At 69.3% G+C, this 17,817-nt stretch carries 21 protein-coding genes and 3 pseudogenes; 20 read left to right on the plus strand and 4 right to left on the minus strand.

What is annotated here, in order from left to right:
- The first annotated feature begins 33 nt into the window (after positions 1 to 33).
- The 3 genes and pseudogenes from ACIGWZ_RS10475 to ACIGWZ_RS10485 all read left to right on the plus strand — a co-directional run.
- Positions 34 to 831, plus strand: coding sequence for a hypothetical protein (locus ACIGWZ_RS10475; RefSeq protein WP_400062835.1), 798 nt, complete (start codon positions 34 to 36; stop codon positions 829 to 831).
- Between the two features lie 36 nt (positions 832 to 867).
- Positions 868 to 2,544, plus strand: a complete 1,677-nt coding sequence (locus ACIGWZ_RS10480) for an AMP-binding protein (protein WP_400062837.1) — start codon at positions 868 to 870, stop codon at positions 2,542 to 2,544.
- A gap of 496 nt (positions 2,545 to 3,040) precedes the next feature.
- Positions 3,041 to 3,220: pseudogene (locus ACIGWZ_RS10485) on the plus strand (LuxR C-terminal-related transcriptional regulator); the annotation flags it as partial.
- 180 nt (positions 3,221 to 3,400) lie between these two features.
- On the opposite strand, the gene ACIGWZ_RS10490 reads toward ACIGWZ_RS10485, so the two are convergent.
- Complete coding sequence (locus ACIGWZ_RS10490; RefSeq protein ID WP_400062839.1) at positions 3,401 to 4,345, minus strand: LysR family transcriptional regulator; 945 nt, start codon at positions 4,343 to 4,345, stop codon at positions 3,401 to 3,403.
- A gap of 101 nt (positions 4,346 to 4,446) precedes the next feature.
- Between ACIGWZ_RS10490 and ACIGWZ_RS10495 the strand changes: the two genes are divergently transcribed.
- Positions 4,447 to 4,755, plus strand: coding sequence for a hypothetical protein (locus ACIGWZ_RS10495; RefSeq protein ID WP_400063298.1), 309 nt, complete (start codon positions 4,447 to 4,449; stop codon positions 4,753 to 4,755).
- A gap of 141 nt (positions 4,756 to 4,896) precedes the next feature.
- Here the strand turns inward: ACIGWZ_RS10495 and ACIGWZ_RS10500 are convergent.
- Positions 4,897 to 5,076: pseudogene (locus ACIGWZ_RS10500) on the minus strand (polyphosphate kinase 2); the annotation flags it as partial.
- Positions 5,077 to 5,558: 482 nt separating this feature from the next.
- On the opposite strand from ACIGWZ_RS10500, the gene ACIGWZ_RS10505 reads away from it, so the two are divergent.
- The 3 genes from ACIGWZ_RS10505 (at position 5,559) to ACIGWZ_RS10515 (ending at position 8,282) form a co-directional block, all read left to right on the plus strand.
- Positions 5,559 to 6,653, plus strand: a complete 1,095-nt coding sequence (locus ACIGWZ_RS10505; RefSeq protein ID WP_400062841.1) for a hypothetical protein — start codon at positions 5,559 to 5,561, stop codon at positions 6,651 to 6,653.
- A 319-nt stretch (positions 6,654 to 6,972) separates the two neighbouring features.
- On the plus strand, positions 6,973 to 7,788 hold the full coding sequence (locus tag ACIGWZ_RS10510) for a phosphotransferase enzyme family protein (protein WP_400063278.1): 816 nt from the start codon (positions 6,973 to 6,975) through the stop codon (positions 7,786 to 7,788).
- A 143-nt stretch (positions 7,789 to 7,931) separates the two neighbouring features.
- Positions 7,932 to 8,282, plus strand: coding sequence for a hypothetical protein (locus ACIGWZ_RS10515; RefSeq protein WP_400062843.1), 351 nt, complete (start codon positions 7,932 to 7,934; stop codon positions 8,280 to 8,282).
- A gap of 313 nt (positions 8,283 to 8,595) precedes the next feature.
- Here ACIGWZ_RS10515 and ACIGWZ_RS10520 read toward each other — a convergent pair.
- Positions 8,596 to 8,745 (minus strand): annotated as a pseudogene (locus ACIGWZ_RS10520) (GNAT family N-acetyltransferase); the annotation flags it as partial.
- 72 nt (positions 8,746 to 8,817) lie between these two features.
- On the opposite strand from ACIGWZ_RS10520, the gene ACIGWZ_RS10525 reads away from it, so the two are divergent.
- Complete coding sequence (locus ACIGWZ_RS10525; RefSeq protein WP_400062845.1) at positions 8,818 to 9,843, plus strand: NAD-dependent epimerase/dehydratase family protein; 1,026 nt, start codon at positions 8,818 to 8,820, stop codon at positions 9,841 to 9,843.
- 13 nt (positions 9,844 to 9,856) lie between these two features.
- On the opposite strand, the gene ACIGWZ_RS10530 is transcribed toward ACIGWZ_RS10525, so the two are convergent.
- Complete coding sequence (locus ACIGWZ_RS10530; protein WP_400062847.1) at positions 9,857 to 11,179, minus strand: DNA-binding protein; 1,323 nt, start codon at positions 11,177 to 11,179, stop codon at positions 9,857 to 9,859.
- 332 nt (positions 11,180 to 11,511) lie between these two features.
- Here ACIGWZ_RS10530 and ACIGWZ_RS10535 point away from each other — a divergent pair, with 332 nt between their 5' ends.
- From ACIGWZ_RS10535 to ACIGWZ_RS10590, 12 genes are all read left to right on the plus strand, one after another.
- Positions 11,512 to 11,697, plus strand: coding sequence for a hypothetical protein (locus ACIGWZ_RS10535; RefSeq protein WP_400062849.1), 186 nt, complete (start codon positions 11,512 to 11,514; stop codon positions 11,695 to 11,697).
- On the plus strand, positions 11,694 to 11,921 hold the full coding sequence (locus ACIGWZ_RS10540; protein ID WP_400062850.1) for a hypothetical protein: 228 nt from the start codon (positions 11,694 to 11,696) through the stop codon (positions 11,919 to 11,921). The genes ACIGWZ_RS10535 and ACIGWZ_RS10540 overlap by 4 nt, the downstream gene beginning before the upstream one ends.
- The gene (locus tag ACIGWZ_RS10545) at positions 11,918 to 12,322 is read left to right on the plus strand and encodes a hypothetical protein (protein WP_400062852.1); all 405 of its coding nucleotides are present in this window, start codon (positions 11,918 to 11,920) and stop codon (positions 12,320 to 12,322) included. Before ACIGWZ_RS10540 ends, ACIGWZ_RS10545 begins: the two co-directional genes overlap by 4 nt.
- Positions 12,319 to 12,534, plus strand: coding sequence for a hypothetical protein (locus tag ACIGWZ_RS10550; protein ID WP_400062854.1), 216 nt, complete (start codon positions 12,319 to 12,321; stop codon positions 12,532 to 12,534). Before ACIGWZ_RS10545 ends, ACIGWZ_RS10550 begins: the two co-directional genes overlap by 4 nt.
- Before the next feature lie 584 nt (positions 12,535 to 13,118).
- On the plus strand, positions 13,119 to 13,910 hold the full coding sequence (locus tag ACIGWZ_RS10555; RefSeq protein WP_400062856.1) for a radical SAM protein: 792 nt from the start codon (positions 13,119 to 13,121) through the stop codon (positions 13,908 to 13,910).
- On the plus strand, positions 13,907 to 14,047 hold the full coding sequence (locus ACIGWZ_RS10560; RefSeq protein ID WP_400062858.1) for a hypothetical protein: 141 nt from the start codon (positions 13,907 to 13,909) through the stop codon (positions 14,045 to 14,047). The genes ACIGWZ_RS10555 and ACIGWZ_RS10560 overlap by 4 nt, the downstream gene beginning before the upstream one ends.
- 25 nt (positions 14,048 to 14,072) lie before the next feature.
- Positions 14,073 to 14,903, plus strand: coding sequence for an aminoglycoside phosphotransferase (locus tag ACIGWZ_RS10565; RefSeq protein ID WP_400062860.1), 831 nt, complete (start codon positions 14,073 to 14,075; stop codon positions 14,901 to 14,903).
- Complete coding sequence (locus ACIGWZ_RS10570) at positions 14,896 to 15,195, plus strand: DUF6087 family protein (RefSeq protein ID WP_400062861.1); 300 nt, start codon at positions 14,896 to 14,898, stop codon at positions 15,193 to 15,195. The genes ACIGWZ_RS10565 and ACIGWZ_RS10570 overlap by 8 nt, the downstream gene beginning before the upstream one ends.
- 306 nt (positions 15,196 to 15,501) lie before the next feature.
- Complete coding sequence (locus ACIGWZ_RS10575; RefSeq protein WP_400062863.1) at positions 15,502 to 15,744, plus strand: PASTA domain-containing protein; 243 nt, start codon at positions 15,502 to 15,504, stop codon at positions 15,742 to 15,744.
- Positions 15,745 to 15,753: 9 nt separating this feature from the next.
- Complete coding sequence (locus ACIGWZ_RS10580) at positions 15,754 to 16,026, plus strand: hypothetical protein (RefSeq protein ID WP_400062865.1); 273 nt, start codon at positions 15,754 to 15,756, stop codon at positions 16,024 to 16,026.
- A gap of 87 nt (positions 16,027 to 16,113) precedes the next feature.
- Complete coding sequence (locus ACIGWZ_RS10585) at positions 16,114 to 16,716, plus strand: hypothetical protein (protein ID WP_400062867.1); 603 nt, start codon at positions 16,114 to 16,116, stop codon at positions 16,714 to 16,716.
- 801 nt (positions 16,717 to 17,517) lie between these two features.
- A complete protein-coding gene (locus ACIGWZ_RS10590; RefSeq protein WP_400062869.1) occupies positions 17,518 to 17,796 on the plus strand; it encodes a hypothetical protein in 279 nt (92 codons plus the stop codon).
- Positions 17,797 to 17,817 lie beyond the last annotated feature (21 nt).

Below are 17,817 nucleotides of genomic sequence, written 5' to 3' on the forward strand. Positions count from 1 at the left end.
GTGGCCCGCTGCGAGACCTTCACGGTGCCCGGCGTGACGACGATGTTCGGCCCCCATCAGCTCCGTCCCCGCGCGGTCCTGACGCTGCTGGCCGAAGGCTTCGCCCGGTGGATGGGCGCCCACATCGCCCCGTTCAGGGCGCTGGTCGCCGAGCATCACACGGCCGTCGTCGTCCAGGGCATCCACCTGGACTTCGACCATCCCGACCTGGTATTCACCGATGCCGACTGGCTGAGTGCCCGCACCCGCATCCACGTCGGCGAGGACGGGCAGCGCCTCGCGGTGCTCCTGGACATCCTCGCCGCCGAGCGCCGGGTTGTGCACGGGCGCCTGGACCTGCGGGTCGTGCTCCTCGCGGAGGACGACAGCCTTGGTGCCGCTCCGGGGAGCCTGCCCGCGGTGCTGATGGGCCGGTTCGAGGAGGCCGAGATCCAGCCGATGCGCGCTCGGGCCCTGGCGCAGGATCATGCAGCGCCCAACGGGGGCGAGCTGCTGCGTCAGCAGTGGGACACCCTTTTGTGCCGGAGCGCCTGCGAGGTGGCCGACCAGTGGTCGTTCATTGAGATGGTGGAGCTGGCCACGCATGCCCGCGAGCGGCTGTTCGCCACCGCCGAGGATCCGGACCGTGCGGCGCGTCACCTCGTGAGCGTGCCCGTGCGTAGCGTGCGAGCCGGCTTCCGGCGTCCCCTGTACGTCTTCGACACCTGCCGCATCCTCACTTCGGTCCACGCCGGCGGTGACGGTGGCTTGATCGTCACGCACGCGCTCGGATCACCTGACAACAACCGCCCCCACCTGCGGATCCGGGAAATCCTGGATCCGCTGAGCTGATCCGACCCGTGTCAGAGTCCGCAGGGAGGCAGAACCATGTCCCGACCCCGTTGCCTGACTGAATTCGCGCCCACGAAGCACCGCCGTCGCATTACGCCGTTCTCCCGGGGCCCGGTCACGGGCCAGATCGGCGACGCGCTGCACGTGGCGGCCGAACGCCGCTCGAACCAGTTGCTCATCACCGACCGGGCTGCCGACATCGACCCCGGCGCCCCGCTCACCCGTACCTACGCGCAATGGGCGGAGCTGGTCGACGAGGCCACGGGCTGGCTGCACGCCCTGGGCGTGCGTCCCTGGGACCGGGTGGCGGTCATGAAGGCCAACCACTTCGACATCGCGGTTCTGGCCGCCGCCGCAGCCCGGATCGGCGCGGTTCCTGCGTTGCTGTCCGGCGCCTACGGCCCCGACATCGTCCGGGTGCTGCTGTCCCGGCTGGAGAAGCCGTATGTCATCACCGACGGCGCCCATCTGCGGTCCGGGGGCCTGGACGCGGAGGCAGTCAAGGAGCTGACCGCGCGTACGGTGTGCACCACTGCGCAGCCGGGCAGGCGGGACGTGGTCGATCTCAACTCTCTGCGAGGCGCGCCGGTGGCGGCGCCGCGGCTGCGGCGCCCGGACGAACCCATGATCGCCACACACACTTCGGGGACCACCGGCATCCCCAAACTGGTCGTGCACTCCGCGATCTCCGAACTGGGCGCCGCCGTCATCGAGTCCGAACGGTGGCCCGTGGTCGGTGTGCGCCCCAGCGACGTGTGGGCGTACTGCGAGCCCTACTGGCACGAGCGCCAGACGCACCAGATGTTGTCCATGGCGACCGTCACCCAGCGGATGCTGATGCTGTCCGAGCCGAAGAACCTGACCAAAATGAAAGGTCTGCTGCTCAAGCACCGTCCCACGCTGGTGGAGGCGCTGCCCAACATCTATCTGTACTGGGAGGAGCTGGCCCGTGACCCGGACCGGCCGTTCGCCTCGGTACGCGAGTACGTCAACTCTTTCGACGCGATCCACACGCGCACCATCCGCACGTTCCTCGATGCCAGCGACAGCCGGATGCCCATCTGGCTTCAGGCGTGGAGCCAGAGCGAAAACGGCACCATCCTCATTCGGCCCTACCTGCGCCGCAACGTGCGTCGGCGTGGCCACCGGCCGCCCCCCACCCAGATGTTCGGATGGACCGTCCCCGGATTCGGCCGCATCCGCATCGTGGACCCGGCCACCCGCCGCAAGGTCGGCCGCGGCAAAGTCGGCCTCATCGAGATCAAACAGCCCGGCCGCTGCCTGACCTACATCGGCGAACACGACCGGCACACTCTCAAACGCGACGGCGACTGGTGGAACACCGGAGACCTGGGAACCCTCAACCGGATCGGCGCCCTGCGCTTCGTCGACCGCGAAATCGACCGCATCCCCTCCGGGAGCGCCGTTGAACTCGAAGACGTCCTCCTGGACCGGCTCACGAGGCTCTCCGAGGTCATCGTCCTGCCGGTGGCCGGCGGGGCTCCGGTCCCCGTCTACAGCACCCACGATGAGCTGCCGATTGGCCCTGACGAGTGGCGTTCCGCGGCCGCTGGACTGCCTGTGCTGGCCGACCCGATCCACATCATGTGGGATGACTTCCCGCGCACCGGCACCTGGAAGGTCCGGCGCGTGGAGTTGCGCAGCCGGTTTCTTCCGGACAGTCGGGCGCTGGGGACCGGAACCTGGACCTGACGCACTGCACCAGCGCCCGAACGCTGCACGCTCCCGGGATCTGGAGGCCGGGGGCGTGTGGTGGTCGGGTGCTGATGGCGTCCGTGACACTGCGCAAGAAACTCCACTGGGCCCGCCTTTCCCGTTGCCAATGAAACAGCGCGACTTGAGACGTCGCCGCACTCCCTAGTACGAGTAGAACCCCGACCCCAACTTGCGGCCCAGCCGGCCCGCTTCCCCCGTGTGCGCGAGCAGCAGGGGAGCGGCGTACGGCGGCTCGCGCTGGTCTCCGCGGCATCGCCGGTGGTGGCCTGGAGGTGGTGGGCGGCGGGAGCCGGCTGGGGGACCTCGGCCAGGGCGGGCAGAGCTGACCCGAGCACGAGGGCGGTGGCTGTGGCTGTGGCGCCCAGCGTGGTGATGTGACGGATACGCATGGTGCTTCCTCTCCGACGGTTCCAGTGCAGTGGTGCACGGCTGGGACGGCCGGTCCGCTTCCAGCTGACGGCACATCTAGGCCGTGCCGTCGCAGTCGGACGCATACCGCCAGCGGTTGACCGTCAGCGAGTTGGAGGTACTGCGGCTGTTAACCAGTGACCTCCCCCTCGAAGAGATCACCGCCCGGCGCCATGTCTCCCCCAACACCGTGAAGACCCAGGTGAAGGGCGTTCATCGCAAGTTGAGTGTGGGAGGGAGACGAGCCGCGGTGGCGGCCGCGCGGCTTCGGGGCCTCCCCGCGGAGACGGAAGGCTTCGCCAGGCCGCTGTGGTCGCCGGGACAGCGAGCGGACCGTCGAGGAGATCCACGCCATGAGCTGCGGCCGAGCTGCGCGTCAACTCGGACGACGCCGGCGTTGAGTATGTGGGCCTACCAGGGCCGATCAACGGCCGGACGCGCGGTCCGGTGCCGATGTTCGTGCCTGGGTGCCCAGCAGGTCGAGGAGGTGGTCCGGGAGAAGGCGGGCACTGTCGCGGGCGAGGGAGAGGAACTCGCTGACGAGGGGGTGCGGGGTGGGGCGGGCGAAGACGGCCAGCGATCGGCGTTGGCGCGGCGTGAGGCGCAAGACGGTGCCGGGGAAGTCCGGGGTGAGGATGTTCGCTGGCACCACGGCGACACCCAGGCCTGCGGCCACAAGCCGGGGAATCGCGGCGGTCTGGCGGGAGCGGATCGCGGCGCTGGGAGTGAACCCGGCCTGAGAGCAGAGGCGTTCGACGGTCGCGGCCAGGCCGTGTGCGGCGTCATACAGGACCCAGCGGCGCGCGGCCAGCTCGGTCAGGCGCACCGTCCGGCGGCTGTGCAGCGCGTCGCCGGGTGGCACGATCGCGACGATCTCCTCCGCCCCCAGTGGGTGGTGCGGCCCGGTCCAGCCTTCTGGCAGAGGGCCGATCGCGACGTCGGCCGTGGCGTCGGCCATGGAAGCGGCAAAGTCGTCGAGGTCCGCGTACTCGTGCAGGACGACATCGACGAGCCGGTGGTGCTGGTGCCAGAAAGCCAGGATGGAAGGGAGCACGCCGAGCGTCACCGACAGCACGGAGGCGAGGTGCAGCTCGCCATGGGTCATGCCGGCGACGGCGCGGGCGGCGCCGGTGGCACGTTGTGCACCGGCCAGGGCATGGCGAGCACCCGGCAGGAAGGCGCGGCCGGCCGGGGTGAGATGGACGCCGCGCGGGGTGCGTTCAAGGAGAAGGGTGCCCACGCCACGCTCCAGGGCTTTGAGCTGCTGCGAGAGGGTGGGCTGGCTGATACGCAGGTGTGCGGCGGCTTCGGTGACGGAGCCGTGGTCGACAACGGCGAGGAGATATTCGAGCTGTCTGAGGGTGGTCATCGACATAGGAAAACTCTATGGGGTTGTGTGAAATTTCGTCTTTGAACTATATCGCTGACGTTCCTAACGTGGAGGGCGACCGGGACGAAAGGACTTCCCCCATGGCCACTCCCACCCCCGCCTCCACGTACGACGAACGGGGCGCGGTACAGCCCCTGCCCACGCGTCCGCCCCTGAACGGCTTGGCGACGCTTGCCCTCGTCTATGGCATCATCGCCGTCGCAGCCGGCATCCTCCCGGCCGTCCGTCAGATCACCGGCAGTCTCGCAGTCCCGGCCGTTGCCCTTGCGGCCACCGGATTGGCCAACGCCCGCCGCCTGGACGGCGCCGGAATGAAGCAGGCCGCCATCGGCCTGGTCACCGGCTTCGCCGGTCTGGCTATCAGCCTGGCCACCTACCTGACCACATAGTGCGAGTTGACAGGCGGAACGAGGAAGCCGCATACGCGGCCCCAGCTTCGACCGCGCAGACCCCCGGCACCACCGCCACTCCCGGCAGGCTGATTGTTTCCAACGGGCAACTACCCGGTCCCTCTCGATGCCCAGGCCGCCGCTCAGCTTCCAGCGGCGCGTCGGGTCCTCTGGCCGGCGCCGGAACCGCTGCTCCTGCACCTCGTCGCTCACCGAGAACCAGTACTTGCGCAGCAGAATCCCGTCCTCGACCAGCATCCGCGCGAAGACCGGGCACTGGCGCAGGAACCGCTGCTACTCGGCGGGCATGCAGAATCCCACGTGGGTCAGGGAAAGCAGACCGCACTATCGGCATGCGCCACGGCGGTCGAGCGCACCACCAAGCCCCGATGGGATTTCAGCCCCACCACAGAACTCCCTGGCCAGCGCTTCGCGAGTTGAGCGCACGAGTTGGCCGTACGGGCCAAGTCGGGGGTTCTGACCGCTCTTCCGTGATGCCTACGACTGAAGGAAAACGCGGGCTCTGAGCAGTGCGAATAAGGCTCGCCCGTACATTTGCCGCTTGATCGTTTTGATTTTGGCGGGGACCGCGATGCCCTCCCGGATGGCCGTCATGTAGCGGTTCGCAACGTGGTATCCACCGGTGTGGCCGAGGGCGGTCAGAACCCTTCAGTTGGCCAGTTGAGAAGGGGGGCGCGCCCACACCGTCCGCCCGGCCGGCCTCGCTGTCAGCGCTCTGTGTGATGATGCGGACGCGTCCCAGGGGAGTGGGCCGCGGTCTACTGATTGCCAGGGGGTTGGGGATGGGTGCGGGTACGGCGCCGGACGGTTCGTCCAGGTCCGACGAGGAGTGGGAGCGGTTTCTGCGCGAGTCGGTGGCGGGTGCCGCCGACGCGCCCAAGGAGCCGTCGGCGCGGGCCCGCGACGTGGCAAGGCGGCTGCGCGCGGAGCCCGGCCGTGGCCTGGAGGGGTGGCGCAGCTACACGCCCGCGCGGCCCAAGCGGCGCACGGGCTGGTACGTGGTCGGGCTGCTGGCCTTGCTGGTGCTGCTGGTGGTGGCGCTCGCGCCGGGGCGGGTAGTGGACCTGTTCGCCGGTGCTGACTCCCCGCCGCTGGCGGCCGAGACCGCCCGCCCGGCCCAGGCACCCCCGGCGGAGGCGGCTCAACGCGCCACCATGGACGAGCCGTTCCGTGGTTCGCCGGCGGCGCGCTGGGCGAGCGGAGCGGCGGGGATCACCGTGCCGAAGGCCGGGGCGGTCGGCTGGATGAGCGAGGCCGAGGTCGAGCGGGCCCTCGCCCGCAGCCGGGACTTCCTCGTCGCGTCCGGCTTGGACCGCGGGGTGCTGCGGGGCGAGCGCCCCGAGAAGGCGATTGCACTGATCAACCCGCACCAGAAGGACGTCCAAGACCTTCTGAAAACCGCTTTCCACACCCCGAGCGAGAAGAACGACCCGCTCCTCCTCTTCAGCCGCTTCCAGCCCTCCCGCGCCCACCTGGTCGGCGACGTCGTGAAGACCCGGGGCCGGCTCAGCTACCGGGAGGGCAAGCGCGGCGCGCTTGTGGTGACTGCTGACGTCACCTTCGTCTACCCGGTCACCCGCGCGGAGGCGGGCGGCGAGGACGAAGTCGTGCGCACGATCGTCCGGCGCGAGCTGGTCCTGAGCTGGGACGACCCTGACAAGGTGATCACCGAGCCAGGCACGTTCTCGATCGTCTCGTACAAGTACGACATGACCAACGGCGGCTGTGGCGCCCCCACGGGCTACTTCACCCCGCCCTTCGGCACGGACCGCCAGGTAGACGAGGCCGGCACGGAGGTCGATCCGTACGACCGCAGCGCGCCGGTCGGGCGGGGCGAGTCCTCTGGGGACGAGTGCGCCAAGGCGACGCGGTCCTAGCGGGCGATACTCGGTGACGGCCACCCCAACCCCGAGGGCGATGACCATCCAGCCGCCGATCCGCTCCCAGCGCCGGCGCCAGGCCGGTCACCCGAGCACCGCGCGCAGCCGGGCGGCGACGTGCACGAGCGCCAGCCAGTTCGCCGCCACCGGCTTGTCGCTTAGCGCCATCGGCCGCCGTCTGCAGTTGGACCGCAAGACGTTCCGGCGCTACCGGAACAAGGACCTGGCAGGGCTTCTCGCCTCGGCGCAGGACCGCGGCCGAAGCGCATTTCGGGACCGTGCCACACACGACCGACCTGACGGTAGCGTGATCGACATGACGGCTGAGGGCGAGACGGCAGAGGGCGAAGCCCTGGTTGGCGGCATGGTGAACACGGGCGCGGTCTTCCGCCACGGTGCCCTGGTGGAACGCCCGGCGCCGCGCACCGCGCGCGCCCTCCACGCCCATCTGCTCGCGCTCAGCGAGCACGGATTCGACGCGGCTCCGACACCGGTCCGTCTCACCGTAGACGGCCGCGAGCAGCTGACCTTCATCCCCGGCGACGTCGCCCTACCGCCGTTTCCGCGCTGGGTGATGACCGAGACCGCATTGAGATCGGTGGGAAGCCTGTTGAGGCGCCTGCACGACGCCAGCGCGGCCATCGCGGTTGACGCATGCGTCGATTGGCCCCGATCCCTGGCCGACCCGGCGGGAGGAACGATGCTGTGCCACAACGATGTGTGCCCGGAAAACGTCGTCTTCCGCGACGGCCGTGCCACAGCACTGATCGATTTCGACCTGGCGGCCCCCGGCCGAGCAGTATGGGACGTTGCCATGACCGCCCGCTACTGGGTGCCCATGCTCGATCCCACGTCCGCGGCAGTTCTCTATCCCGCGGGGCTGGACGCCCCGACACGACTGCGGATCCTCGCCGACGGCTATGGTCTTTCCCTGCAGGAGCGCGCTGAACTGCCCGGCGTTATCGAACAGGCCACCGCATCCTGCCGGGCCTTCGTCGCCGAGCGCGTGGCCGACGGCGACCCCGTCTACACCCAGGCGCTGTCCGAGCACGGTGGTTGGCAGCGTTGGGACCGCATCCAGCAGTGGCTAGCGGCCCACCGCGAGTTGTTCACGGCTGCCCTGTTGCAATGAGGGGCTCAGACCCTAAAGCACAAGCTGAGCTTGTCTTTTAACCTTCCATGTGTGCTACGCCCTTCAGGCGGAGCGTGGTGTACTGGTCGGCCGCCTGGCTTGGTTCATGAAGGCGGCGTGCGACAGAGCGCTACGGAGTGAGCATGTGGGACGGCCCCTTTTATCGAGTCAGGCGTGACGGGTACGAGATCTGCTTCGTGCCCGGTGCGGGAGAGGACCTCGACGAGGTCTGCAATGTGGACATGTGGGTCATCCGCGATGACGGCGATCGCTGGTCCGGAACCGTGTTCACTCTCGATGAGGTGCACCGAATCATGGACCGCCAGCGGCAGGCAGGCGAACCAGAGGGCGACTACTGGTGGTGCTGGGACGGCCTCATCGTCCGCGACGCGGGTGTGGCGTCGATGGTCAAGGTCATCGACGGGCTCGTCGCCGCTGGCGAGCATGAGACAGTCCTTCGCCACGTTGGACCCGAAGAGGACGACTCCGCCTGACCGAACGATGCCCCGAACGTGATCGCTCGTACGTGGATTCTGGGGACGTGCCTTCGGTCTGCGACATGCCAATCCCTCCGTCACATGCTGCACAGGTCGCCGATTTCGGCATCCAGGTTGGCCACACGGCGATCCTGGCCCATAGTGCCGAGGTCCGCCCGCAGGCGCCAACGGCCCGCCCCCACGGGGGAGAGCGGGCCTAAGCGTTCACCGGCCGTCGGGGCCAGACGTACCTTCCGATGTAGGCGTACATCCGGTTGCGATCCTCAGCCCTCCTTGCGGAGCGCTGCCACCCCGTTCTACCGGGATCTGGTCAGCGGGTGGGGCGGATCATCACCGTGAGGCGCGGCGAGGCGGCTGACGGCTGACTGTGGCCGATGTTCTCGTATCCCCACGTCTCGTAGAGCGCGTGGACCTTCGCGTCTCCGGCCGCCGGGTTCACCATGAGCGTCACGTTCGGCTCTTGGGTGCGTGGTGGCGGCCTCGGCCGGAACCGTCTTTCGTGATCACCGCTCCGGACGGCAAGATCTGTCACATGCGACTTCTGGTGATCGGCGGAACCTGGTTCCTCGGTAAGGAGATCGTCACCGGCGCGCGTCGGCGCGGCTGGGAGGTGACGACGTTCAACCGGGGCCGCTCCGGTCCCGATGCCCCCGGAGTGGAGGCCATCCACGGTGACCGGACGGACGCCGCGGACCTCGCGCAACTCGCGGCCGCTGGCCCGTGGGATGCCGTGGTGGACACGTCCAGCGGGGAACTGCCGCCCCGTGACGTCCTCCTGGCCGCGCGAGCCCTGGCCGGTCAGGTCGGCCGGTGGGTTCACATCTCCACCGTGTCCGTGTACGCCGACTGGCCCCACCACACGCTCACCGAGACGTCTCCGCTGCTCGACTGCCCGCCGGACGCCGATGACACGTTCGGCTACACCGGCGAGGACGGCTCACCCACGAAATACGGGTTTCAGAAGGCGGGCGGCGAGCGGGCCGTAGCCGAAGCGCTCGGCAACCGAGCCGTGTTCTTGCGGCCCGGAGTGATCCTCGGTCCAGGCGAATACGTCGGCCGTCTGCCCTGGTGGCTCACCCGGGCCGCGCGCGGCGGCCGGATCCTCGCGCCGTCCCCGGCCGACCGGCGGATTCAGCCGGTCGACGTGCGCGATGTTGCCGCCTTCGCCCTGGACCACGCCGCCGACACCGGCGCCGGCGCATCCTTCAACGTTGCCCACCCCGAGGGTCTGACCTTCGCCGAGTTCGTCACCGCCTGCGTCACGGTGACCGGCGGCGCCGGGCGGCCGGTATGGATGTCCCCGGAAGACCTCGCCAGCCACGGCGTCAAGCAGTGGACAGAACTCCCGTTGTGGCGTACGCACGCCGGGGTGTGGGCTGTCGACTCCTCCCGGGCCGTGGCCGCAGGTCTGCGCTGTCGCCCCCTTGGCGAGACGATCGCCGACACCTGGGCGTGGCTTCGGGCCGACGGCCGACCCGTCGCACATCCGCGCTGGGATGAGCACGGCATCGCCCCCGAGAAAGAGGGCAAGATCATTGCGTCTCTCGGGGGCGAATGACTGACCGGCAGGATCAGCCTTCCAGGGCGGCGAGCGGGCCGGATCCGGTTCCTAGCTGATGCTGGGCGGACATGCGGGTGAAGTCCTCGATACGCTCGCCGATTTCCCCGGCGAGCTGGGCGCCCCGGAATGGCTCGCCGGTCAGGGCACGCCGCACCCGGGCCGTGCGGGTCAGCAGCCCGGTAGCGCGCTGGTCTCGGGGGACCGCCCACACGCGTTCGAGGGCATCGGATGCACCGTCCAGGTCACCACGCAGCAGACGGGCGGCTGCCAGATCCGCAGCCGCCCCGCCGACCACCCTTGCCGAACGGAGCGCCGCCGGTCGCTCGGCGGCCAGCTCCAGCGCACGCACGGCGGCAGCCTCCGCCTGGCCCCCGTCACCGAGCAGGAGACACGTCGAGCTGTTCGACATCGCCAGCCGCTCGACCGTGAACCCGAACTCACCTGCCACACCGTCGTGAAGTTCGTCCGTCACCCGCTGGCCTTCGGCCTGCGAGGCGTCCAACGCCCGCTGAGCAGAGACAGAGTCCCCGAGGTAGCCGAACGCGCGGGCCTCGATCGCCGCCAGCCTGCGCCGCGCCACATCCCCCAGGCCCGTGAACGTCTGCGCCTGCCGTGCCAGCCGTGCAGCCTCCGTCGGCTGGTTCGTGAAGTAGGCGATGTACGCGAGCGTTCCGCCGGCGAAGGCGCGCAGCGGATCGAACCTGGCCGTCTCCCCGTACAGGGCTGCCGACCGGCACAGGCGCTTAGCGCCGTCCAGCGACCCGAGATCAAATGCAGCCGTGGCCAGCAGCGCGCACGCCTGCCCCGCCATGATCAACAGCTCTTGCGCTTGCGCGGGGACCTGCGTCCGGCCGCGGGCATTCTCGGCCTCCTCGCGGAGTTCCCGGGCGCGTTTGAAGACGTCGAACGGGGCTTTCGTGCTGTAGGTGCGCGCCAGCGTGGCCACGTCGTCTCGTAGTTGGTCAAGGGAGGTGTCCGAGATGGAAGCGGCGGCAGCCTCGGCGGCCTCGCTCTGGGTGTCACGTGCAGTCATCGCAATTTCGTCTTCCAGGTTGAACGCGGGTTCGGGTGCCACAGAGGGAGGCGGATCAAAGAGCGCTGCTGCGTCGACCCCGAACATGTGCTCCAGCACGGCGCACGCCTCCGGGCCCGGAAGGGTCTCGATCTTCCCGGCTGTCCAGCGGCGGAACTGTGCCTCGGACACGGTCAGATTCCGGGCGCCCTCATCGAGCACCCGGGCAGCGGTGCGACGGAACTCACGCTCGAAGTCCCTGTATCGCCAACGACGTTGATCAACTAAGACCTTGAGCAGCGTCCGAGCTGTCTTACTCATGTCGCTCCCTGGTCTGCCGTGGTCTGCCGGCGCGAGCACGCCGGTACTTCCCTCACTGGAAGGGGAACCGCGAACCCCTCGACTGCGCAACACCCCCAGCGCACATGACACGTTGACGCTACCCGCGCGCTACCCCGCTCACCTGAAAGAGCGCCCGATGACACCCGCTGCGGCATGGCGATGACACCCATACCGGGCGGAGTCTGTGCCTCGTCGCTCGGCGCTCCGTAATTCGCAGATCACCAGAGCGTGACGACACCCGGCCCCGGCCGCGCCTCGTTCCCCCGTGGGGCACGGCCGGGGCACCGACACCGACAGCGCTAGGCAGACCCATGACGACGCGCACCACCCCCCATGACGCGCCGGTGATCAACGTGGACCGGCTGACTGACCGGCAGCACGCGGGCCGCTCCTGCTGCTGGTGCGCGGGGACGGCATCCCCCCGATACCCGGTCGGAGACCTGCGGGCCTGCGACTGCTGTGCGGGCATGTACGGCGTACCGGCGGTGATCCGGTGACCACCTCCCCCCTGCCCGGCATCCGGATCGAGATCGCCGAACACCGGCTGACCGGCCTCCGTGTCACCGACGCCGAGGGACGCACCGGCATCCTCGGGCACGTGGTCATAGAGCGTGACCGGCAGACGCAGCGTGAGGTGTCGCGTACGGCGCATCTGCGGCCGGTGGACGCCTCGGGGATCGAGTGGACCACGCACCCCGACGAGATCGAGGCGGCCCAATGAGCGCCGCGGCCCTTCGCCCCCCGGCCGGGCCGGTCCGGGCCGTGCTGTACGTCTGCGCCGTACGGTCCCCCGGCTGGAGTCTGGCCGAGCTGCGGGCCAAGGCCGAGCGGGAGGGCCTGGCCCTCGTCGCCCAGCATGGCTACCACCTCGTCGCGACGGTCAGTGATCCGTGCGGCAAGGACGGCCCGCCGGTGCCACAACTGCGCGTTGGGTGGCTGCGCGTTCGTCGCATGGTCGAGGGCGGCGAGGTGGACATCGTCATCGCGCGGTGGCCGGACGTCCTGTCTCCGGATCATGAGGTGCGGTACCAGGAGGTCGACTACCTGCGCCGGCACGACTGCCGGATGCGGTACTCGTATGCGCCCGCGATGGCGAGCACGGGCGGGGGAGCGACCCGTTGAGCGGCGCGCATGCCCGGCCGCGCGAGTCGATCCAGGCACCGCTGTGGCGCCCCCTCGCTGTCCTCGCGCTCGTCGGTGCCGCGCCGCCTGTCGCGATCGTCAGCGGCGCCGTGGACGCCCACAGTGCGCCCGCCGCGATCGAGCAGCCGGACGATCCGCCGGCACATGGTCATGGTGGGGCGCACCAGGTGCCGCCGCCCACCACCCGCTGAACCGCTGGTGGCTGCGCGGTGCCACCGTGATCCCCGCGCCGCCACCGGCTACCAACTCCGTCCCGCCCCGTGGCGACCACTCCCACACCCCGCCACGGGGCGGGACGGCACAAAGCTCCGGCGTCCCACCCCCGAGGGGAGCCGGTAGGCCCACACCGGTACCTGACCGGCCGCTGTGGGTCCGGGGCGCCGCCGCTGATCATCCGGCGGTGCCCCACCAAACAGCCGCCGGAGGGGATTGGACGCCACCCCGGCGGCACTCCCGCCCGCCCGGTCTCGTCACCCCGGGCGGGCGGCCGGTCCTCTTCCCCCCAGGGAGACCGGCGCCCTTTCCCCCGAGGGGGCGCCGGGGCACGATCAACGCACTTCCCACCCAACGAAGTTGAGGGGAGGCACCACATGCACGATCTGATTGCCGCGCCCTTCCAAGGCGATCATTTGATCCTGCGGCCAGGCAGCACGAAGGCGGTGAAACTCGGCCGGAACCGGTTCACCCACCTACACACCTACAGCAGGCAGTAGCCGATGCCGAGGAGATCCCCGCATGGCTGGCCGACGCCGTCCGTCGCACATGGGGCATTGACATGACCGGCCGCCCCGCAGCCGGAACCGTCCTCCTGCGCGCGCCGGGACCTTACGAGTTCAGCCGCGCCACCTGGGAAATCAATCTCGGATGTGACTTCGACTGCGAACACTGCTACCTAGGAAAGAAGCGGTTCGAGGGCCTGGACTGGGCCGGTAAATCGCGGCTGCTGCACGTCATGCGGGATGCAGGCGTTCTGTGGCTCCAGATCACCGGCGGTGAGCCGCTGATCGACCCCGATTTCCCTGACGCCTACCGGCTCGCGAACGAGCTGGGCATGCAGGTGGAAATCCTGTCCAACGGATCCCGACTCAAGAACGACAAGATCCTGAGCCTGCTGATCGAGAACCCGCCGTCGAAAATGTCGCTCAGCGTCTACGGCGCGACCGCCGACACCTACGACGGACTCACCCGTCGGCGCGGCGCATTCGACCGGTTCACCGAGGGCCTGGGTAAAGCCACCACCTCGCAGTCCCCGGAGCACCTGACGCAGCGGGCCCCGTACAACGGCTGCCCGGCCGGGCACACGTTCTTCCACGCCGACCCACACGGCCGCGCATCGATCTGCGAGGTCGGCCGTGACCCCCATATCGATCTGATCGCAGAAGGGGTTGAGGGCCTGGCGCGCCTCGGCGGTATCGCCGACGGCCTCATGCTTCGCACCGGAGGATGCTCCGGCTGTCAGATCTCCGGCACCTGCCGAGTCTGCCGTCCGATGGCGAAGGTCTTCCAGGAGGCGAAGGCACCACTACGCAACTACTGCCAACACGGAGATCAGGAGGTAGCACAATGACCGCTGTCATGGTCGAACTCACCCCGCCCCAGACCGCAGAGGACCCGGACGAGGTGGCTGTGATCGAGGACATCGACGCGTTCACCGCGCAGGCCGGGACCGTGCCGGGCTGCAACGACGACAACCCCTACCGGTAGACACCACCCGAACCGGGGGCCCGGCGTGAACGAGCACCAGGGCCCCCGGCCCGTCTGGGAGTCTGGAGCCCTGCCGACCGAACGATTCCGCGAGATCCCTGCCGATGTCCTGGCCGTCATCGAGGCCCGCACGGGGCCCGTCCTCAAAGCGGAGCCGGTATCCGGTGGACTGAACAGCGAGATCGCCGCTCGCGTCCACACCAGCACCGGAACGGTGTTCATCAAGGGCCTGCGCCAGGATCACCGCCGGGTATGGACGCAAAAGCGCGAGGCAGACATCAACCCGCACGTGCGCGACCTGGCCCCGGCTCTCCTGTGGCGCGCCGAAGACGCCGGGTGGGACCTGATCGCGTTCGAGGACATCCAGGGGCGGCACGCCGACTACGCGCCCGGCTCCCCGCATATTCCGCTCGTCGCCGACACCATGACCCGCTTGTCTGCCGTCCAGGCCCCGGACATCGCGCTGCGGGACATGCCCGACCGGATGAAGGACCACACGGACACCCCGGAACTCTTCGCCGGCAACACGCTGCTTCACACCGACTGGTTCCCGACCAACGTTCTGATCACCGGCGGCCGGGCCGTGCTGGTGGACTGGGCTTGGGCCTCACGGGGCGCCCCCTGGATCGACCCGGCCCTGTGGGTGGTCTGGCTCGTCAAGAGCGGCCACACGCCCGCTCAGGCCGACCAGTGGGCCGCCCGCGTCCCCGCCTGGCGTACCGCCCCGGCGGAGGGCGTGAACGCCTTCGCCGCGGCGACTGTGAGCGTGTGGGAGCAGATCACGGACGGCGACCCGGAGCCGTGGACGCTCGACATGCTGATGGCCGCACGCCGATGGGCGGCGCACCGTGGATGACGAACCCCTGGACCGGTGGGCCGCCCGCCGCGCGAAGCGCCTGCGCACTCCCGGAACACGTAAGGCCGTCCAGCTCGGCCCCGGCCCGCAGCAGGCCGCGCACGTCGCCCCGGACGCCCCGCGCCTGATCGTGGAATGGGACGGCTACCAGTGGATTCCCGTGGTCACGGTGGACAACTACGCCGCCGCCTGCCGCTTCCTCAACCCGGTACCCGAGCCCGCGGAGGAAGACGAGGCGCCGCCCGCACGGTCACCGATGGCTCCGGGAACCGGACGGCACCGCAAACCCTGACCGACGCCGCCAACGTCGGAACATCCGACGGGGCCGCCGGTGCCTTCAGAGATACCAACGGGATGTCGGCCGCGCCCCTTTCAACCGGCCCCCAGACCCATAGAGTTACCTGCCGGTAGCCCCACTGCACCCCCCGCGGCCGGGCATCGCCCACCCAGCCCCTCGCCGGACCCGACCGGCGAGGGGCTACCCCCATGCGCCCACCGGAGACCCCCCGTGAGACGACTCCTCGCCGCCGTAGGCGCCCTCGCTGTCCTGCTCTTCCTCATCTAGGCCGCCGAGAGCAGCGGACACGACGTAGGCGACGTGGTGGGATGCGCCGGCAACCAAACCGAGATCCACATCCCCGACCTGGTCGGCGAAAACCTCGCCGTAGCCGAGAGCAAACTCAACTCCAACGGCATCCCCTACCAGTCGAAACCAGCGGACGGGCGCCTGTTCATCGGCGTCTCCTCCAACTGGACCGTCAGCCGCCAGAGCCAGGACCCCGGTACGTACTGCATCGACGGCCCGAACCAGGGGCTGACCCTGTACGCAGCCAAGAACTGAAAGGCCCTGATGCCCCGAGAAACCCGCATCGAGAGCGACGGCGTACGCCGCATCGTCCCTCTCGGACCGTGCCCGTGGCTGCCCGGCTGGGAGATGGTCTACGACCACGCCGCGGCCCGTGATCCGCACGCCATGATCCGCAAGGGCGAGGGAGCCGCGACCGTGTACGCGATCACCTGCCCCCACCACGCCACGCACACCGTCGTCCCGACTCTGAACGCTGAGCGCGATGTGAGGCGCCAGGGCCGCGGCGCCTGGTGCGCGGACTGCGCCACGACATAGCCCGCGCTCCGGCGCACCCACGGCCCCGCACTCCGGTGCGGGGCCGCTGCCGTGCCGGGTGTCACTGGACGGCACTACAGTCCCGCCGTGGAAGCCGACCCTGACACCACCCCCCGCTTTGTGGACCCCGCCGACATCGCCGCACTGCTGCCCACCCCTGAACCCGACCCGCGCGTGGTGTCCGTAGACCTGGACGCCGTCGACTTCACCGAAGTCAACATCGCGCGCACCGGAACTGTCTACGGCCTCTACGACCCCCGCGAGCCGGACCGTATCCGCTACGTCGGACAGACCGTGCAGGCCCTGGAGACCCGGCTGAGCGGCCACCTCTCCGCACCCGCACCCCGCGTGCGTGCGTGGCTGAAGCAGATGCACCGTGAAGCCTGCGCCGGCAAATGCACTACGGGGTGCACTCCCTTGATCAAGCCGCTACGCGAGGACGTCCCGGAAGGCGAGCTGAACCGCACCGAGAACGAAGAGATCGCCTGGAACAAGCTCGCAGGCGCCGACCTCCTCAACAGCGTGATCAGCCCCGAAGTCGACCGCATCGCCACCAGCCGCATTCTTCAAGACGCGCAGATCACCCCCGACGACCTCAGCCACCTGCGGGCCCACCCCTCGCGGTACGTTCTCCTGCTGCGTCTGCGGGGCCTGATGAACCGGCACCTGAGGCGGCGCAGACGCAGGTAGCAGACGCCACAGGAGCGGGAAGCGGCCCTCCGCAGGACCCTGGCCCACTACCGACGGCCAGTCAGGGACGATGCGCCGGAGGACGGGGAGAACGGCCCTGGAAGGCCGCGAGGGCCCCGCCACCAGTAGGGGCGAGGAGGCGACGGTCAGCGGCGCTCGGTGAGCCCGTACGCGCGGGATTAGGCGATACACCATCGAGGACCTGACGCTCCCTGGGCGCGAGGATGACCTTCGCTACGGTCGTGGTCATCAGACCGCTGCCCCCTGCGCACGGCGCATCACAGGGTCGATGACCTGTCCGTCAGGCAGCAGTTCACCGGTGTCTTCGACTATGTCCATCAGTCTTGTGGGTGTCTTTGATGTCCAACTCGCTTTCATAGGCGGGCCTTTCGGTGCTATATAGGCGAGTTCTGTTCGCCTGTCTGTGTCGTCCCGAGATGTGGTGTGTCGTTGGCATACAGAGGCTGCGGTTGTCCGAGGAGGGTCCGGTCGCGTACGCCGTGGTGGGGGCGACGGCTTGCCCGTCGATGACGTGGAGGACTTCCTCGCGCACCTCGCGGCGAGGGGCGCCTCGCCGAACACGAACGCCTTCGGTCCGGGGCGATCCGGCAGTAGGGCGCCGTGATCGGGCCGTGCTGAGACGCGGCCCTTTCCTGCCGACCTGAGTGGCCCGTCATCGGCGATGCGACTGTGCCGCGTCCGCACACTGTGAGTATCTGCTTGGATACTAAAAGGCGCCGCCGGCGCTCGAAGGCGCCGCTTCTGGCGCCTGGCCAGGAGCTGTTCCTGACGGGAGATCGCGTGATCGTACGCATTATGGGTGAGGGCCAGGTCAAGCTGGCTGACTCCCACTTCGCCGAGCTCAACAAGCTGGACGACGAGCTGCTCGAGGAGATGGAAGCCGGAGACGAGTCGGGATTCAGGCGGACTCTGTATGCGCTCCTTGACAAGGTGCGAGAACTGGGCACGCCCATGCCGGATGATGCCGCGGAACCGAGCGAGCTGATCCTTCCTGCACCTGATGCCTCCCTTGATGAAGTTCGCGACATGCTCAGCGATGACGGCTTGATCCCGGGCTGAGCCCGAAAGCTCTACGCTGAC

It is taken from the genome of Streptomyces sp. NPDC053427, assembly GCF_044544985.1.
GTDB lineage: Bacteria > Actinomycetota > Actinomycetes > Streptomycetales > Streptomycetaceae > Streptomyces.

What these genes read in the sequence shown, in the direction of transcription:
- ACIGWZ_RS10480 (WP_400062837.1), top strand. Translation starts at nt 868, where the DNA reads ATGTCCCGACCCCGTTGCCTGACTGAATTCGCGCCCACGAAGCACCGC.
- ACIGWZ_RS10490 (WP_400062839.1), bottom strand. Translation starts at nt 4,345, where the DNA reads ATGACCACCCTCAGACAGCTCGAATATCTCCTCGCCGTTGTCGACCAC.
- ACIGWZ_RS10495 (WP_400063298.1), top strand. Translation starts at nt 4,447, where the DNA reads ATGGCCACTCCCACCCCCGCCTCCACGTACGACGAACGGGGCGCGGTA.
- ACIGWZ_RS10505 (WP_400062841.1), top strand. Translation starts at nt 5,559, where the DNA reads ATGGGTGCGGGTACGGCGCCGGACGGTTCGTCCAGGTCCGACGAGGAG.
- ACIGWZ_RS10510 (WP_400063278.1), top strand. Translation starts at nt 6,973, where the DNA reads ATGACGGCTGAGGGCGAGACGGCAGAGGGCGAAGCCCTGGTTGGCGGC.
- ACIGWZ_RS10515 (WP_400062843.1), top strand. Translation starts at nt 7,932, where the DNA reads ATGTGGGACGGCCCCTTTTATCGAGTCAGGCGTGACGGGTACGAGATC.
- ACIGWZ_RS10525 (WP_400062845.1), top strand. Translation starts at nt 8,818, where the DNA reads ATGCGACTTCTGGTGATCGGCGGAACCTGGTTCCTCGGTAAGGAGATC.
- ACIGWZ_RS10530 (WP_400062847.1), bottom strand. Translation starts at nt 11,179, where the DNA reads ATGAGTAAGACAGCTCGGACGCTGCTCAAGGTCTTAGTTGATCAACGT.
- ACIGWZ_RS10535 (WP_400062849.1), top strand. Translation starts at nt 11,512, where the DNA reads ATGACGACGCGCACCACCCCCCATGACGCGCCGGTGATCAACGTGGAC.
- ACIGWZ_RS10545 (WP_400062852.1), top strand. Translation starts at nt 11,918, where the DNA reads ATGAGCGCCGCGGCCCTTCGCCCCCCGGCCGGGCCGGTCCGGGCCGTG.
- ACIGWZ_RS10555 (WP_400062856.1), top strand. Translation starts at nt 13,119, where the DNA reads ATGACCGGCCGCCCCGCAGCCGGAACCGTCCTCCTGCGCGCGCCGGGA.
- ACIGWZ_RS10560 (WP_400062858.1), top strand. Translation starts at nt 13,907, where the DNA reads ATGACCGCTGTCATGGTCGAACTCACCCCGCCCCAGACCGCAGAGGAC.
- ACIGWZ_RS10580 (WP_400062865.1), top strand. Translation starts at nt 15,754, where the DNA reads ATGCCCCGAGAAACCCGCATCGAGAGCGACGGCGTACGCCGCATCGTC.